The 17576-nt window shown below is 35.0% G+C and carries 15 protein-coding genes; 9 read left to right on the forward strand and 6 right to left on the reverse strand.

Annotation, left to right across the window (positions count from 1 at the left end):
• Positions 1–98 precede the first annotated feature (98 nt).
• From purE to AEQSU_RS08660, 5 genes are all read right to left on the reverse strand, one after another.
• Positions 99–590 (reverse strand): 5-(carboxyamino)imidazole ribonucleotide mutase, encoded by a 492-nt coding sequence (gene purE, locus AEQSU_RS08640; protein WP_014782480.1) that lies wholly within the window; start codon positions 588–590, stop codon positions 99–101.
• A gap of 321 nt (positions 591–911) precedes the next feature.
• On the reverse strand, positions 912–1259 hold the full coding sequence (locus tag AEQSU_RS08645; RefSeq protein ID WP_014782481.1) for a GIY-YIG nuclease family protein: 348 nt from the start codon (positions 1257–1259) through the stop codon (positions 912–914).
• 149 nt (positions 1260–1408) lie between these two features.
• Positions 1409–2563 carry a 5-(carboxyamino)imidazole ribonucleotide synthase gene (gene purK, locus AEQSU_RS08650; protein WP_014782482.1) on the reverse strand — a complete coding sequence of 385 codons (1155 nt, stop codon included), beginning with the start codon at positions 2561–2563 and terminating at the stop codon, positions 1409–1411.
• Positions 2564–2668: 105 nt separating this feature from the next.
• Positions 2669–4390 carry a hypothetical protein gene (locus AEQSU_RS08655; RefSeq protein WP_014782483.1) on the reverse strand — a complete coding sequence of 574 codons (1722 nt, stop codon included), beginning with the start codon at positions 4388–4390 and terminating at the stop codon, positions 2669–2671.
• 5 nt (positions 4391–4395) lie between these two features.
• Positions 4396–7662 (reverse strand): toxin-antitoxin system YwqK family antitoxin, encoded by a 3267-nt coding sequence (locus AEQSU_RS08660; RefSeq protein WP_042491832.1) that lies wholly within the window; start codon positions 7660–7662, stop codon positions 4396–4398.
• 333 nt (positions 7663–7995) lie between these two features.
• Between AEQSU_RS08660 and AEQSU_RS08665 the strand changes: the two genes are divergently transcribed.
• The 5 genes from AEQSU_RS08665 to AEQSU_RS08685 all read left to right on the forward strand — a co-directional run bounded on the left by AEQSU_RS08665 (position 7996) and on the right by AEQSU_RS08685 (position 12547).
• The gene (locus AEQSU_RS08665) at positions 7996–8733 is read left to right on the forward strand and encodes a hypothetical protein (protein ID WP_014782485.1); all 738 of its coding nucleotides are present in this window, start codon (positions 7996–7998) and stop codon (positions 8731–8733) included.
• 6 nt (positions 8734–8739) lie between these two features.
• The gene (locus AEQSU_RS08670) at positions 8740–9453 is read left to right on the forward strand and encodes a hypothetical protein (protein WP_014782486.1); all 714 of its coding nucleotides are present in this window, start codon (positions 8740–8742) and stop codon (positions 9451–9453) included.
• Positions 9454–9751: 298 nt separating this feature from the next.
• Entirely contained in the window at positions 9752–10552 is an 801-nt protein-coding gene (locus AEQSU_RS08675) for an RluA family pseudouridine synthase (RefSeq protein ID WP_014782487.1), read from the forward strand.
• A gap of 115 nt (positions 10553–10667) precedes the next feature.
• A complete protein-coding gene (locus tag AEQSU_RS08680) occupies positions 10668–11297 on the forward strand; it encodes a DUF6624 domain-containing protein (RefSeq protein ID WP_014782488.1) in 630 nt (209 codons plus the stop codon).
• The gene (locus AEQSU_RS08685; protein WP_042491839.1) at positions 11273–12547 is read left to right on the forward strand and encodes a nuclear transport factor 2 family protein; all 1275 of its coding nucleotides are present in this window, start codon (positions 11273–11275) and stop codon (positions 12545–12547) included. Before AEQSU_RS08680 ends, AEQSU_RS08685 begins: the two co-directional genes overlap by 25 nt.
• A 21-nt stretch (positions 12548–12568) precedes the next feature.
• Here the strand turns inward: AEQSU_RS08685 and AEQSU_RS08690 are convergent, their stop codons facing one another.
• Positions 12569–13228, reverse strand: a complete 660-nt coding sequence (locus AEQSU_RS08690; RefSeq protein WP_014782490.1) for a class I SAM-dependent methyltransferase — start codon at positions 13226–13228, stop codon at positions 12569–12571.
• Between the two features lie 306 nt (positions 13229–13534).
• On the opposite strand from AEQSU_RS08690, the gene AEQSU_RS08695 reads away from it, so the two are divergent.
• The 4 genes from AEQSU_RS08695 to AEQSU_RS08710 all read left to right on the forward strand — a co-directional run bounded on the left by AEQSU_RS08695 (position 13535) and on the right by AEQSU_RS08710 (position 17567).
• Positions 13535–14485 (forward strand): proline iminopeptidase-family hydrolase, encoded by a 951-nt coding sequence (locus AEQSU_RS08695; RefSeq protein WP_014782491.1) that lies wholly within the window; start codon positions 13535–13537, stop codon positions 14483–14485.
• 339 nt (positions 14486–14824) lie between these two features.
• On the forward strand, positions 14825–15175 hold the full coding sequence (locus tag AEQSU_RS08700; RefSeq protein WP_014782492.1) for a hypothetical protein: 351 nt from the start codon (positions 14825–14827) through the stop codon (positions 15173–15175).
• A gap of 305 nt (positions 15176–15480) precedes the next feature.
• On the forward strand, positions 15481–16428 hold the full coding sequence (locus tag AEQSU_RS08705; protein ID WP_052309031.1) for an integrase core domain-containing protein: 948 nt from the start codon (positions 15481–15483) through the stop codon (positions 16426–16428).
• Positions 16429–16706: 278 nt separating this feature from the next.
• A complete protein-coding gene (locus AEQSU_RS08710) occupies positions 16707–17567 on the forward strand; it encodes a DUF4238 domain-containing protein (RefSeq protein ID WP_169313456.1) in 861 nt (286 codons plus the stop codon).
• Positions 17568–17576 lie beyond the last annotated feature (9 nt).

The raw sequence follows: 17576 nt of genomic DNA on the forward strand, positions 1-17576 counted from the left end.
CTGAAGTAGGTTTATTTGCTGCGCAAAGTAATAATTCATATAAAGAATAAAGCTTATTCCTATAGCGGCAACAATTATGGAAAGAATACTGTGTTTCACTAATTGTTTTCTTTCATCTTTTTTGCGCCTTCTTCAACCTTTGTCTTAAGTCTTTCTTTATAGGCTATAATCTTATCCAAAACAGCATTATCCGAAGCTCCAATAATCTGTACGGCAAGAATACCTGCATTTTTAGCGCCATTCAAAGCAACTGTAGCAACAGGAACGCCGCCCGGCATTTGGAGAATGGAAAGAATGCTATCCCAACCATCAATAGAGTTGCTAGATTTTACGGGAACGCCAATTACTGGTAATGGAGAAAGTGAGGCTATCATCCCAGGAAGATGCGCCGCGCCGCCTGCTCCAGCTATGATTACTGAAATACCACGCGTGTGGGCGTTCTTGCCGTAATCAAAAAGTTTATCGGGTGTTCTGTGAGCGGAAACGATGTCTACTTCCACTTCAATGTTGAATTCTTTTAAAATATCTACCGCTTCCTGCATTACTGGCAGGTCGCTGGTGCTTCCCATTATTATTGCTACTTTGGTCATATTGTTAGTTCTATGTCTATGTCTGGTCGAGCCCTTCGTCTGCGCTCAGGACGGGCTTCGTCGAGAGCTAATTCTTTATAATAATCCTGCTTAATAAGAACCTCTCGACTGTACTTCTACTGCGCTCAGTACAGGCTGCTCGAGGGGACATTTGAGGTTTCAAAGATAGTTAATATTGGTCTGTCTGGTCGAGCCCTTCGTCTGCGCTCAGGACAGGCTTTATCAGGACCTACCTAATTTAAGGTAATTCTGCTTAATAAGAACCTCTCGACTGTACTTCTACTGTGCTCAGTACAGGCTATTCGAGGGGACATTTTAGTTCTATGTCTGGTCGAGCGCAGTCGAGACCTCCTCGTGAGTTGGCTTATACTTTGAATGTGTCATATTTCTACATTCCGCCAATATTTGAAGCATTTCAAAATCTCCATTTGCCAAGGCTCGTTTTTTCTGTGCACTCCAATTTTTTATTTTCTTTTCAAAATATATTGCTTGTTCTACATCATTAAATTCTTGATGAAATATTAATTCTAATGGTCTTCGTTTGTATGTGAAACAAGATTTATTTAATCCGTTTTGGTGTTCATCGAACCGCCTTGAAATATTATTTGTGAAACCTGTATATAGTAAACCATCGGAACATTCTAATATGTAAATGTAATATGATTTCATTTTTCGTTTTCATAATGAGGTCTCGACTGCGCTCGACCGGACATCGTAATTGTCAAAGTTAATTAAAATTCTTTATAGTAATCCTGCTAAATAAAGACCTCTCGACTGTACTTCGACTGCGCTCAGTACAGGCTATTCGAGGGCACATTTTATTTACTAATAACTTCAATAGTCTTCTTAACCTCCTCCGCTATTTTCCTCGCTTTGTTGAGATCTTTATTTACAATGGTCACGTGGCCCATCTTTCTAAACGGGCGGGTTTCTTTTTTACCGTAGATGTGGGGCGTTACGCCTTCCATCGCTAATATGTTTTCTATGTTTTTATACACTACTGGGCCAGTGTGGTCTTCGGCGCCTACTAAGTTAACCATTATGCCGCCTACTTTACTATCCGTGTTACCCAAAGGTAAATCTAAAATAGCTCTTATTTGCTGCTCAAACTGGTTGGTGTAGCTGGCTTCTATGCTGTAATGGCCGCTGTTGTGCGGTCTGGGTGCTACTTCGTTTACCAGTATTTCGTCGTCTTCAGTTTGGAACATTTCTACTGCCAAAAGTCCTACGTGTTTAAATGCTTCGGAAACTTTTTTCGCAATGGCTCTTGCTTTGTTTGCAACTGCTTCGTCTATTCTGGCAGGGCAGATTACGTATTCCACTTGGTTGGCTTCTGGGTGGAATTCCATTTCAACCACTGGATAAGTTTTTACTTCTCCGGAAGAATTTCTAGCTACGATTACTGCCAATTCATTTTTAAAAGGAATCAATTTTTCAGCTATACAAGCGCTTTCTGCTAACGGAATTACATCTTCAGCCTCACGAACAATACTCACACCTTTGCCATCATACCCGCCTGTGCAACTTTTCCAAACAAAAGGAAAGTGCAATTCTTTGCGAACAATGGCTTCATTTAAATCATTTTTGTCTTTATAAACTTTAAACGGCGAAGTAGGAATTTGATGTTCCTTATAAAACTGCTTTTGAACGCCTTTATCTTGAATATTTCTTAAAGTTCCTGCGCTTGGAAAAACTTTTACACCTTCGTTTTCAAGTTTTTCCAAAGCTTCTATGTTTACGCCTTCAATTTCAAAAGTAAGTACATCTACTTTTTTTCCGAAGTTATAGACGGTTTCAAAATCCATTAAATCGCCTTGTTCAAAAACATCTGCTGCAATGCGGCAGGGAGCTTCAATACTTGGATCGAGAACGTGTGTTTTTATATCCCATTTTCGGGTTTCGTAGAGCATCATTTTGCCCAACTGTCCGCCGCCTAGAATGCCGAGGGTGAAGTTGGTGGAGAAGTAGTTCATTGGGTATTATCTATTTTTATTACTTATTCTGCAAAGATAGTTATTTCGGGATTTGTTAATTGGTTAATTAGGGATTCGTTCTTTGTGGGTAAAATGTTTCTAGCGTCAATCCCAAAATTTGATAATATAGTTATGCTCGGTGCTGTATTCGTTCTTTTTCGAAATTCGCAAGGGGTTTGTTTCGGACTGATTGTATTGATAGAGAGTCGTGTCTTTTAGTTTTCCGTTTTCTAAATGTTTAACTTCTGTGACTCTGTTTTTGTTATCATAACTAAAAAAATAGTGGTGTCTGTCGCTATCAAAATAGCTTTCCAAAACTTTTCCATCGGCATCGGTCAAAATTTCTATGGAGCCGCTTCTTAAAACTTTGATGCCGACAACATGATGTTGTGCATCAAAAATTAAACAATGCTGATCGCCACAAACTGTGTTTTCAGAAATATGCCGGCTAAATACGTTTTCCTTTAGGTCGCCCACAATATTGAATCGTAGATCATACCGATAATTGTCGTTAAAAATTAAATGATGTTGTGTAATTTCTAAATCGGTTTGTATGTAAGCATCGTATGGGCTTTCCTGTTTATCAATTTGGATTTTTTCCGAGTAAAGGAAGTCTTCATCTTTGTAAAAATACAACGTCAAACTTTTTTCATAAGCTGAATTTGTTGCCGTTTCTACTTTTTGAAAATTGGTATAGGTGAATTTTTCTTCGGAATGAATTTCATCTTTGGAACCTCTAGTCTCAATTAAATGAATGGTTTGAACTTTGTTAAATCGAAATATTTTAGAGTCTGAAAGTTTCTTTTCATCATTAATGCCTTGGAAGTTTTCTATTTTCAATTCATAGATTTTTTTATTGAAATCAAACATTTTTAAAACCTCCAATTCCTCAGGGCCTTGACTAAACTTGCTTAAATTAATTTGTTCGTCGGTCAGGTTTTCCTTTGTGGTTTTTGAAGCAGGAAGTAAATGCTGTATAAAGTATTTTTTCAACTTTGGAAATTTTACCACTAAACTTTGCAATTCGGCATCTCTTAATAAAAGTCGAAATGCTTTGCCTTCCAAAATCTTGGAAGACTTAGAATAAGCGGGAAATTGAATCATTACGCCAGCGGCATAAGGGAAAATAACAGCTTCGGAATAGTCAATCATTTTTCTAAAAGTAGTGTCAATAGAAATTGGATTCTTAATCCGTTCCGCATCATTCAATTCCAGTTTTTCGGTTTGTAGCAAATATATTTTTTGGAATTCTGAAATTGTAAGCGTTTCCAGTGTTTTTTGCTGTTCTGCATTTGGTTTTATATCGATGTTTTCAATGGCGCCAGTGTTTAAATTGGCCGCGTAAAAATGGTTTGTAAATAACTTTTTGAAAGAATTGGAATCGGAAGAATTTCTTGCTTCAAAATTATAGTTCACAACATAGATGGCAAAATCATTGACAACACTTATCAGTTTTATGCTTACTTTTTTAAACTCCAGCTCCATGTTTTCCAACTGCTGATTTTCGCGAGTGTTGATTGAAATTTCATTAGCAGTACTGAGTTGTTTTTTGACCGCGGCATTTATTTCAAAAAATGAAACTGCATTTTCAAGATTTTCGATTACAATCTTTTTAAATGCTAAAACTATTTTTTCCGATTGGTCATTTTCTAGTTCTATTTTATCTTGATAAATTTCTACTTCAGATGGAAGATAATCTTTGTCAAAATTTTCTTTTGAAACACTTGTAGAAACCGTGTAGCTTTTATTTTTAAAAACATCAATGATTTGCGCGAATCCAGTTTGGAAAGCAAAAAACACAAAAAGAATAAGAAACTGCTTTTTCATAATACTTATTTTTCTGTGTAAAACTGAAGGATTAGTTTTTGTTTTTCTTCACTGAAATTAATTCGAATTCTATAAAAATCTTTACTTTCCAAGAAGCGTTTTAAATCTTCGAGATTAATAGTTTCATTGGAGTTTTTTGGAATGAAATTATTTCCATCAGCTTTTTTGCCATCAATCTCTATTTCAGCAGCCACAAAATTTGAACCAGCGAGCATTTCAGTGGTTGTTGCATTCAATTTGATGTTTTTTCCATTGTTCGAATAATCAAATTTTAGATTGGCCTCCGTAATCTCAAAACCATAAAACTTGTCTATTTCGTTTTTTATCAAGGGGAAATCTTTGATTCGGGGATACCAATATTCTAATTGTGGCTCGATTCTCGGTTCGGCTTTTATAACTTCCACTTCAAGAAAATCTTTAATAATGCCAGTAGTAAAACAAGCATTTTTATCGGCAGCATAATCAATTTCCAACTTCTCTTCTTTCAGATTAACGGATTTGGTATCAAAGTAGCCCGTAAATTCTTGATTGTTTGAAGCGTTTTTCAAAGGACTATTTTCAAGACTAATTGCTATTCGATTGGTGTTTAGATTTACCCAAAATGTTTTTTTGGTCTTGACATTATAGTTAAAATTTGCATCGAAATTACTGATATAACCATCGGTTTTACACGGATTGAGATTGATTTTAATGTGTTTGGCAAGCGGCAGATAGAAAGAGAATTCTTCAAATAAAAGTAATTTCATACCTGAATATCCCGCGCTTTGATCATTGTCTGACCGAAAATTGATAAAGAATATTTTCTCGTAGTTAAAACCTTCAAAAGGAATAATGTATTCTGGGAAATATGCAGATATTTTTTGATAATTGCTTATCGAAGAAAGCGTTTGGGCAAACCTGATTTTCTCGTTGGGTAAGGATCTGTCGTAACAGGCGCAATCGTCTTCATCTTCTGCGATTATTATAATTTCACCATCTTTATAATGTAAAATTTCCTCTTTTCCATCGGCGTCAAAGTTGATCCATTCTCCATCGCGTTTGCGCTCTTTAAAATGGCCTCGGGTGAGCAACTTTCCTGTTTCATCATAGAGTTCGTAAACTCCGTTTGGTTCGTCGTTTTTCATTTCGTGAAAAGTTCGCATTTGCCCGTTTTCAAAATAGGCTCTTCCTTCGCCCATTCCTGTGCGAAGATTTATTTCTCTATGGTTTCTCAATCTATTTTCCGAATAAAAACTTTTCGAAATGCGAATGGAATCTGTTTTAATACGCAGCAAATTGCTAGAAAGCGTATCGCCAGTAGCCGCTAGCTGAAGAGATGTGTTGTTGCTGTAATTCTGCATTTCCTTTAATTTCCCGTTGGGATAATAGGCAAGATGCAAGTGGTTTTTACCCAGAGAATCGTTTTTATACAGTTCTATCAACGTGCCGAATTCATCATATTGATATGCTTCTTTTATATTGTGATTTGGATAATACTTTTGGCTGGTGATTAAAATTCCTCCAGATTTCTTTTTCACCCAATTTCCGACCGGTTTTCCGTGCTCAAATTCATAATGTATAATTGTGTCATTGGAAACTGCATCGTAAACCGTCCATTTTCCGTGTGGCAAACCTTTATCAAATTCAATACTGAAAAAAGGACTGCCATCTGCGTATTTCCATTTATACTTTCCTTGGGTTTTAGGATTGATAATCAAGTCTTCGTTGAACCATTCGGGATTGGATTTTCTTTCAATTTTGATTGCCGTTTTTTTGAGGCTTTCTTGATTTTCTTCTTCAAACGTACCATTAGTCAGTACTTGAATAACATCTCCATTTTGAGTGAGACTTGCAGTTTGCATTTGATAATTGTCTTCAGCTATGAAGTGAATTCTTCTAGGTTTCTGGTTGCTGAAAAAATCATAACCATATAACGGATGGGAAGAATTCATCATCCAAAGCAACGAAGCCAGTTTTTGTTCTGGGAAAAAGTCAAGCTTAAAAACGCCAATTACATTTATATTTTTTGTAAATCCGTTTTCAAAACTCTGCCCAATAATATTAGCACCATCGCCTTTGGCATAAAAGGTATGCGATAGATTTCCATTTTCGTCATAGGTTTTATTCCATCCTATATACTCAGAATCTTTTCCATTGGATTGATAATTGAAATCTTGGTGAAGAGCGCCGTTATTATAAAAACTTTGAAGTTTTCCGTCGAGCACTCCATCTTTATAAATCATTGTCTTTTCAAGTTGTCCATTGGAATAATAAATATTAAGAACCCCGTTTAACAGTCCGTTTTTCCATTCGGCTGTTTTTTTCAATGCACCATCCTGCCAGGTTGTTTCTGTACCCGTTTGCTGGGAAACAAGTTTATTGTCCACTTCCGCAATTTCAAAATATGCTTGATAATTTAATTTGCCTGTATTGTCCCAACGCTCTTCAATGCCATCTTTTAGGTTGTTTGTGTAATTTTCTCTTTTGTATAATTCTCCTGTTCGAGATGTAAACGATTCTACTGTACCATTTTTCATGAAGTTTTTCCAGTGTTCCACACGTTGTCTCACTCCATTTGGTTGGTTATTTATTATTTCGCCGTCATATACATTTTTCAGAATGGTGTCATTCACCTTAATTTTCTGATAATAAATACCTTTTCTTTCGAGATTTCCGTCGTAATAATAATGTGTGTAGGCGCCATGTGGTAAATCGTTTTTATAGTAAACCTCTGATTTTAAACTATTGGTTTTGTTCCTGTTGTATTCTTTTAAAACGCCATCCCGCTTTCCTTTTTTATAATAATAATCTTGTGAAATGTTACCGTTATTGTAGTAATATTTTATTCGCCCGTCCAAAACCGATACCTTTTTTCCTTCTTCGTTGGTTTCTATAATATAGATTTCATTACGCAGCAAGATTCCGCTGGCGTCATAAGTTTTCTTTTTATTTATATTGAGCCCGTTTTTGAACTTTCCTTTTTCCCTGAGATTTCCGGTGGGATTATAAAGCCAATATCGGCCATTTTTTTCACCGTTTTTAAAATGAATAACAGAGCTCAAAATACCTTTTGGATAGAATAATTTTTGAACTCCGTGTTTCTTTCCGTTTTTGGTTTCACTTATTTCAATTGTCTCTTTAGCGGCATTAAAAACGAACATTTTATTGTTCTTCCAAATTGTATCACCGTTGCGTTGCTGAGGTGGATAATCTCCCGGTTGCGCAGAAGCCATCGTTGCAAAAAGAGCAAGAATAAAGAAAAGGGAATAATGAAAGGAGTTCTTAAAGCGCATTAAGTTTGGGGTTTGAAGTAACAAAGATACCGATCTTAGCTTAGGTTTGGAGCTAGGAATATTAATCAATTTAAACCTTTATTTTATAAAAAATAATATTCTTTTCACGTAAGCTTAAATATTGTTTCTTCTGCGAATTGCAACGGAATCAATATTTGCGTGCCTATAAAAAATAATAATGTTTAATTTTTAAAAACTACAATGCCGGTTTTTTTGTATCTATTTATGTAATATTGTTTTTCAAACACAGTTTAAGTTTTCTTTTTTGATCATTGAAACACTTGTTTGGTAGCAGGATATTTTACTTATAATCAAAAATTATTTTCACCCCCAATGAAAAAAATTACCTACTATAAGCCAAGAAAGGGCTTCTTCGGTCTTTTGGCTATTTTACTTTTAGTTTTATCTACTGCCACAGCACAAGTGGGTATTGGCACCACCAATCCCGCGCCGGGCAGTGCTTTGCAAATTGACAGCACCGTAGGCGCCTTAGTGCCGCCCAGAGTTACCAATGCACAAATGATTGCCATACAAAGCCCTTTGGAGGGTTCTATTGTTTATAACAATACCTTTTCAGCTTTGTTTATGTTTTCCTCTGGCACTTGGAATAACCTTACAAGACCCGATCTTCCTTCCATTGTTATGAGTAAGGATTGGGGCCAAAATGATGACAATAATTTGGTGAAGACAGGAAACGATACGTACTATAACTTTCCGCTCACCCCAGCCGAAGTAGTTTCCAACGAGCCTAATTTTTTCACCGTAACGGCTAGTGGCACCATACAGGTTAAAAAAGCAGGAAATTATTTAATTACTGCAGGATTTTCCGTGAACAGTTTGCCCACCGGAGGCCATAAATATATTATTGGAATTTACAAGGGCACTAACACCTTGATTGGCTATTTGGTGCGCGGAAATGTGATAATGCAGAGCGATGATGAGTTTGGTACCAGCGGGGTATTGATGCTTCCATTTAATGCAGATGAAAAAATAAGTCTTAAATATGTGCTGAACAATAATGGATTGGTATTAGACGCAAGGTTCTTTAAAATAGGAATTATAAAAATTTAAACTTCTATGAGCAATTACATTAGAAACATTATTTCAACGCTATTGTTGTTCAACGTATTATCGCTAAGTGCGCAGTCAGGCGTAGGTATAAATACTACCCAAATTGCTGCTGGCAGCGCACTACAGATTGATAGTGCTACTGGAGCACTGGTTATGCCGCGAATGACCGATGTGCAGATGACGGAAATTACAGATGTTTTGGACGGCGCCATTGTGTTTAATACAACCTATGGTAATTGGTATATTCGTATAAACGGAATATGGACGCCATACAGTTTTAATGACACGCCTTCGCTCATTCTAAACAAGGAAAACGGTGATCTTGCTCAAACCTCAGAGCCACTACTCGTGCCTTTGAATAACCTTAACTTGCTGCAAATTTCACCCGGATATTACGATGTGGGCCAAATAGGCATAGAACTTAAAAATGCAACTATACGTGTATTACGAGAAGGTCTTTATCTTGTTTCCGCGGGTATGAGCACTACGAATCTTCCTAAAGGCCCGAAAAAGTATAAGCTTTTGCTATACGTAAACGGGGCGCTTGTTTCCTATCTTACCAGTGGAAATGTAAATCTTACTGCCTCCGACTTTTGGGGAACTAGTGGAAATTCTGCAGTGCTGCTTCAAGCAAATGACGTTGTGGAAATTAAATATATCCTGGACGGTACGGAAACCCTTAAAGGGAAGTTTTTCAATATTGGGATTTCTAAGCTTTGATTTAAGGATTGTTAGATTTTTTGTTTTTTGGAATTTTTAGTTCTTGCCTTTGGCCTTTTGCCTTCTAAAAAATTAAAAGTTATATTTGGTATCATCTCCTTTGTGCTGTATTTCTGTGTAACTCTTTAAAGAAATCGTTACGGATTTTATTTTCAATTCTCTTATGCTGAAAAAAATCTTTAAACACAAAAGCACCCATAGCCGGAGACTTTGATAATTATAAAAAAGCAACATCAAACAAACCGAAACTCATATTGTTCCCAAACTAACAACTCCTATTCGGCTTCAAGAATATGGAGTGGGTATTTTTCAGGCAGCTATAACAAAATCAGCATTAAAGAAGGTTTTAAAGAAACAGTACATTACGGTTAATGGGGTTGTTGCTAGTTCGGCTACTTTTATAAATGGGGGAGAATGTATTAGTTTATCTATTGATGAAGAAGTGAGCCCTAAGAAGAAACTAATCTTTCCACTTAAAGTATTATTTGAAGACGATTACCTAGCGGTAATTCATAAACCTGCTGGTATTTTGGTTAGCGGCAATAGATTTAAAACCATTGCCAATGCTTTAGCTCAAAACCTAAAAAGAAGCAAGCTCCCTGATGCCGCAATCCCAAAACCTGTTCACCGATTAGATTTTGCCACCACGGGTATTTTATTGGTTGGAAAAACGAGCGGTAGCATTCGTGCGTTAAATAAATTATTTGAAAATAGGGCCGTTAAAAAAACCTATTGTGCGGTTACTATTGGTGAAACGAAGGAGCAGGGAGAAATCAATTCAGAAATTGATGGCAAGCAATCACAATCTAAGTATACGCTTTGCGAATCTGTGCTTTCAGAAAGATTCGGGAAACTTAACTTGGTAAAATTGGAACCCCAAACAGGAAGAAGACATCAATTGCGCAAACATCTCGCTGCTATTGGAAACCCCATATTAGGAGATAAAGACTACGGAATTGAAAACCTAATTTTAAACGGTAAAGGCTTGTATTTGCACGCCTATTCTTTAAAATTTATACATCCTTTTACGGATGAAGAAATCTGTTTAAAAGATGAATTACCGCAAAGGTTTAGGAAGCTGTTTCATTACAGAGACTAAAACATTATTCTGCAGCAATTAAGAACATATTTACAAGGGAAACATAACAGTATAACTAAAAAATTAGTTTAAACTAATATTTTAGTTATATTTGAATTCACTTAATTTATCTGCTATGAAATATATAAGCCTGCTGTTGTGTTTTTTTATAACAACTTCTTTGTTTTCGCAAACAAGTTCACAATATGAAACACCCACCAAACAACAATTAGATTCCTTAACAACTAAATTAGAAACGCTGTTTATGAAAGACCAAACTTTTAGACGCATCTATATTGAGGCAGAAAATAAGCTAGGAGCAGATTCAGATGCTTATGAATATTTTTGGGAAGTAGTGGAGGCTCAAGACAAGGTTCTTGAAAAGGAACTCATTGACATTTTAGATAAATATGGCTGGTTGGGAATCTCACAAGTTGGCAGATTAGCAAACGGAACTCAATGGAGTGTGCTACAACACGGTACTGTTGCATCTAAAGAAAAATATGCACCATTATTAAAAGCATCTGTATTAAATAATGAATCTCAAGCAATCCATTATGCTAGGCTTATAGATAGAATGCTTTTAAACTCTGACAGGCTTCAATTGTACGGCACTCAAATTAATTATGCTACTCATACACCTACTTTTTACGAGCTGAAAGATCCTGAGTTTGTCGATAAAAGAAGAAATGAACTTGGACTTGATTCGATAGAAGAATTTGCGAGATCGAACAAAATTGAATGGAGTATAAAACAAAAGCAATGAAAGTTTTATATCTTTTACTATTCATAAAAATCAGTAGTTTCTCTTTTGCCCAAAACAATAAATATTTTAGGCAATTAAGATATAACCACGTTTCTCCCTACGTTCACATTGTAGGTACTCTTCCTATAGATAGCAATATTGCCAGTGAAACGTCTCATTATTTTTTCAAATATGATAAATCTAATAGGTTAACAGAAATTATCAATCACCATTATCATACTGAAAAAGTGCATCCATTAGCTTCTTTGGGAGTTTATAAAGTTGTGTTCAACTATGAAGATGGAAAAGAAACAAGCACTTTTTATGACCCAAATAATAATAGGGTAACTAATGACAGAGGCGTTTATAAAGAAGTTTACTTAGTAGCTGAAAATGGGTTAAGAAAGCAATTAAATTTTTACGATTTAGACAATAAACCAATGGAATCTAATTGGGAAATTACAGAATATCAATGGCAGCAATCAAGGAAATATATTATTGAGAGAAGGTATAATTTAAAAGGAAACCCAGTAACCGTATCGCCTTATTTCAAATTTGGTAATACTGGAATTCTATTAGATCAAAATGGAGCACCTAGAGGACATTATAATTTAGATGCAACACTAGAAGTAACAGAAAATGAAGATGGATTGGCATCCTATCAAGATACCTATGACGAAATAGGAAATCATATAAAATATAGCTATCACAATAAAATGGATGCATTAACTATGAATCAATGGAACTTTGCTGTTGGTGAAAAGAAATATGATACGCTTGGAAATTTTATAGCACTTACATTATTGGACGATATGGAAAACTTGATAATTACTCGTGAAATAAATTCTAATGTTTCAATAAAAACAAGTGCAATAGCTTCCAGAGAGGATTCGTTAGAAATAAAAAAACAATCATTAGGTTATTTATTGGCGCTTCAACAGTTAAAGCCAGAACTTATGGATGCTGTTTTAAACGACAGGTTAAACAAAATAACCATAGACTACGACAGAAAAGAAAAGAAACAATATGGAATAGCCACGAGCAAAAAGCAAATGATTAAATATGCTCAAAGCTGGAATAAATCGGGCACTAAATTTCCATTAAATCCAAAGAATGAACTTGAAATACTAGACATTTACAATCGTATTGCAACCGTAAAATTAGTTTCCGATAATTGGGTGGAATATTTACAGCTAATCAAATTAGACAGTAAGTGGGAAATAATGAATATAATTTGGCAGTACAGAGATATAGGAATGTATAGGGAATAAAAAGTAGCATAAGCGAGAAGCTTAAAATATTTTATAAAGCGTAGTTACAATAACCCCTTTCCCATCATCCAAAACAACAGCCGATAATTGTGTTTCTTCTTTAACCTTAAATTTAAATGGCGAAGCCAAAATGTTTACGCCACTTTGCACTTTTAGTCTATTTCCCTGCCCAGAAATAATATCTTTATTAGGAATAAAATTGTCTTGGGGTGTATGTTCTGTTAGAATAACATATTTATAAGCAGCTAACTTGTTTACAATGCTTTGTATTTCTGTATTTGATAGATGTTGAAGTACCTGTCTGAGTATCGCACAATCTCCAGTAGGCAAATTAGCTACTGCGATGTCCAAACACTGGAATTCTAAATTTTCAGCTTTAAATGTTTCGTTATTGCGGGCTATTAGGCTTGGCACTATATCTACTGCAACATATTTCTTAGTATGGGTTACCAATTGATTGCCTACATTAAAATCGCCGCAGCCTAGATCGCATACCGTTAGCTTATTTTTAAACGAGGTTAAAAATGCTGTTACCGCATCTATATATGGATTTACTATTTCTGGATGGTGCGATCCCTCTCCTGAATAGAAATCAGTTTGGTTGCCGCCCCAAAGTTTCTTTTCATAAACCTGCTCCATAGCGAGTTTTGTGGGCCAGGGGGTTTTTGGTTTTTTCGCCATTAATAAATTATTGATGGTCAAAGGTATTATTAAAATTTATTAGCTATTAGCTATTAGCTATTAGCCATTAGCCAATAGCCTTTGACCTATTGCCCATTAAAAATTAAAACTTATATTTGGTATTCTCCACAATTAAATATGAGTCCTTTACGGTTTTCCGTAAGTGGGTTGTTTTACTTTCATTTATATTTGAAATTATAATTACTTGCGCACATGTGCGGGATAAACACAATAGGACATGTTGTTTATACACATGTTGTGTGCAATCAAAGAAATGACAAACGAACAACTTTAAAATAAACAACCATGAAAATAGTAATTACACTACTGTGTATTTTTTCTCTTTTGATAAATTCATCTTGTAATAAAGTCATTGAAAAGGAAGGTTACGTAAATGTTGAAGGTGGTAAAATATGGTACAAAATTGTGGGGGAAGGTGATGGAATTCCTCTATTAATTCTTCATGGTGGGCCAGGTTCGAGGAGTTGTGATATGATCCCTGGATTCTCTCTATTGGCTAAAGACCGTCCGGTAATATTCTATGACCAACTAGGTTCAGGAAATTCGGATAGACCTACTGATACAACACTTTGGAAAACGGAAAGATTTGTAAATGAAATAGACTTGTTAAGAAGTGCATTGGAATTAGATGAACTACACATATTGGGACATTCTTGTGGGAGCACATTTTTAATAGAATACATGCTTACGAAGCAACCGAAAGGGGTGAAATCTGTAATTTTCTCTAGTCCACATATAAGTAGTCCTGATTGGATGGCAGATGCCAAAATTTTACTTTCTCAACTGCCCATTAGTGTTCAAGACACGATTTCTAAATACGAAGCATTAAAAAATTACAACGCACCTGAGTACCTATCTGCTACTGATTCATTTTATGCTAGACACCTGTCAAGAAAGAGTTGGCATATAATTCCTAATGTAGAATGTGAAAATGTACCCGGTTTTAACGATCAAATCTATGAATATATGTGGGGCCCAACTGAGTTTAATATTACTGGCACCCTTAAGGATTTTGATAGGACAGCTGATTTAGATAAAATCATCGAACCAATACTTTTTATGACGGGTGAATATGATGAAGCAAGACCAGAAACCATGTACAAATATCAAAAATTATCTAGGAATGCAAGTGTTGAAATTATTGACGATGCCGCTCATAAGACAATGATAGACCAACCAGAGAAAGTTTATGAAGTTATAAGTAGGTTTCTTAAGAAGGTTGAAAATAATAAATAAAGACTGCCTACAAGAATGTATAAACGCAATAACGGAGTAAGTGCATGCTAAAAAGTAATTATAAATTTAAGGTCAGTTATTAACCGAAAGGTTCGTGAGTAAATCCCGCTACTGCGCTTATACCAAACGGTAGTGCATTTGAAAAAACAATATGAGATTAGGAAATAACTATTTTGAAGAACCAAATATTTGTCGTCATTGTCACGTCGTAAACGAACCCGAACTAAAACATTTCGTATGGACGACTAGTATGGAAAATGTTTTTAATATTTGAGAATTACTACAAATGCACATTGCAGAAGAAATATTAATAACTGACATTTAGTTAAAAGAAATCAAATGATAAATTATAAAATATTTAAGCTAGTTTCATTTCTTTATGTATCAATTTTACTTACAAGTTGTAGTGATGGTAAATTAATTGAAAATCAAGGTAGATGTCATTCTTTATTAAATAAATCTAATGAAATAAGGTCATTCACCATATTAAATGAATATAAAAATGATATTTCTAAGACACAAATAATCACATTAAAACCAGGAGAACAAGTATTATTAGTATGTACTGGTAGTACTAGCTCTACTATTACAGGTAGCATAAAAATAGACCCTAGTAATTACGAGCAACATAAATCTATGGATAGCTGGCCTTATGGAAATTCAAGATTAAAAAGAGTTCATACAAATTAATTAATAATTTTATAAGAACAAAAAGTTAAGTCGATAATAATCTGTAATGACTGAAAGAGGAATCACAGAATAAAACTACGTAGAATAAATTATAAACGCTTTACGGCGGATTCGACTGCGTCTGAATCTAAGCGTCATTGTTAACGTCCGTGCTAAACCTAAAAACCTTGTATATTTATCCCTAACTGCGATTACACTAAACGTTGCCAGTAACATGGGTACGGTAAAGGGACATCTTTTACAAAGTTAAAGGGACATAGTTTACACTTTTAAGATTCATAAATTGCTTGAAAAAGCGATTTATCATGGTCTGGAAAGCAAAAACTAAAATGGAACAAAAAGTAGAATTTATTCACGAATGGTTAACTCAAAATTACACCATCACAGAACTTTGTAGGTCATTTAATATATCGCGACCTACCGCTTACAAATTGATTTCTCGGTATGAAAAAATGGGTTTATCTGGCTTAATTGAGCTAGAAAGAGCTCCGATTAACCACCCTAATAGAACCGATCAAGAAGTAGCGGATTCAATTCTAAAATTAAAGAACAAACACATGCTCTGGGGTGCCAAGAAAATCCGCATATTGTTGTTTAAACAGTATCCAGAGGAACTTATCCCAAGTGTGGTCACGGTTCACAACATCCTTTCTAAAAATGGTCTAGTTAAACCTCAAAAACGAAGCAGAAGAGTCAAGCCTGTGTATCCAATTTTCGATCCTAAGAAGTGCAATGAAGTTTGGAGCGCAGACTATAAGGGGAAGTTTTTAATGGGTAATAAAATATACTGTCATCCGCTTACTATTGCCGATTCCAAAAGCAGGTTTTTGTTTACTGCAAAAGGACATTACAAGGAAAATTTTATCTCTGTTAAGCAAGAGTTTACAAAGGTTTTCAGAAAATATGGCATCCCAAAACAGATACATACCGACAACGGAAGTCCCTTTGGATCTGTAGCTGCCATTCAAAGATATACCAGGCTATCTTATTGGTTTATTGAACTGGGAATAGATCCTGTCTATTCCGATCCCGCAAGACCAGATCAGAATGGACAACACGAGCGTATGCACCGTGATTTAAAGGCAGCTTGCGCCAAACCCTCATCATTCGATTTAAAGGCCCAACAACGTAGTTTAAATCGGTTTGTAAAAGAATATAACCACATTAGACCCCACGAAGCTTTAGGAATGAAAACTCCTGCAGATTGCCATGATTTTTCCAACAGGCCATACCCTGAAAAGATCCCAAAATAAGATTATCCAGCAACAATGAAAGTGATGAAAGTATGTCAAAATGCATCCCTGCGGTGGAAGTCATATTATTGGGTATATTTAACTGCTGGACTTAAGGGGAAATACGTCGGTGTTGAAGATCAGGGAAATGGAATTTGGAGGGTATTTTATAGAGACGTATTTTTAGGTTACTTTAATGAAAATAAAATCAGAGATAAACAAGTATCAATTAGACTAAGTCAGAATCTAGTGTAAAGCATGTGGCTTTAACTTTGTAAACTATGTGCCTTAACGAACACATGAAAAAAGAACCCGAATTTCAAGGACAGCATAAAATTCCACAAGTCTATTTGAAAGAATTTGGATATTCGATAGATAATGAATGCTGGCTATCTATTTTAAAATATGGAAGTAAAAATACTGAAGAGGTTAAGATTATAGATTTCACCAAAGAGATAAATATTTTTGACTTACCATTCAAGGATATGGAGGCAAGACGGCATTATGAAAACTTATTTAATACAGTTGAAAATCGCTATAAAACAATCATTAATAATATTCGGAATCAGAAGCAACTTATTGAATTAGATAGCGATTTCTTAAATCATTTCGTAGCAAATATCCTATGTAGAACAAATCCAACAAGATTTTTTATTTTCGAGTCTTTAAAAGACGAAACAATAAGAAAAAAGTTCATTAATGAAATAACGTTGTTCTCAGATGACACAGAACACACAGAAAAAATCTTAAAAATATTCAAAGTTGACTACCAACTTAATGTTGCTTTAGGAACTGTAATGAATCATTTTGTACACGTATTAAGAAATTTCAACAAGATAATTATAACCGAAAATAACGGAAATGAATGGCTGACTACTGATAGTCCAGTTCATATTGACAAACAAGGTCGTAATGAATGGCTAATACCTGTAGAAGCGGAAATTTATCTTCCTCTTTCAAAAGATTTTTGCCTTTTTTTGTATCATCCGAAATCAGAAATTTCAACCAATCCTCTTAGAAAATTAAAGGAAAATAAAGTAAACAAAGTGGATTTTAAAACTTACGAAAAAATATCTAATAAAATTATTTTTGATATTGATGAATACTTAATACTGAGCGAAAAACTAAGCAATGAATATAATATGATAAAAAAAGCCTAACATAGGGCT

Origin of the sequence: Aequorivita sublithincola DSM 14238 (assembly GCF_000265385.1) — a bacterium.
GTDB lineage: Bacteria > Bacteroidota > Bacteroidia > Flavobacteriales > Flavobacteriaceae > Aequorivita > Aequorivita sublithincola.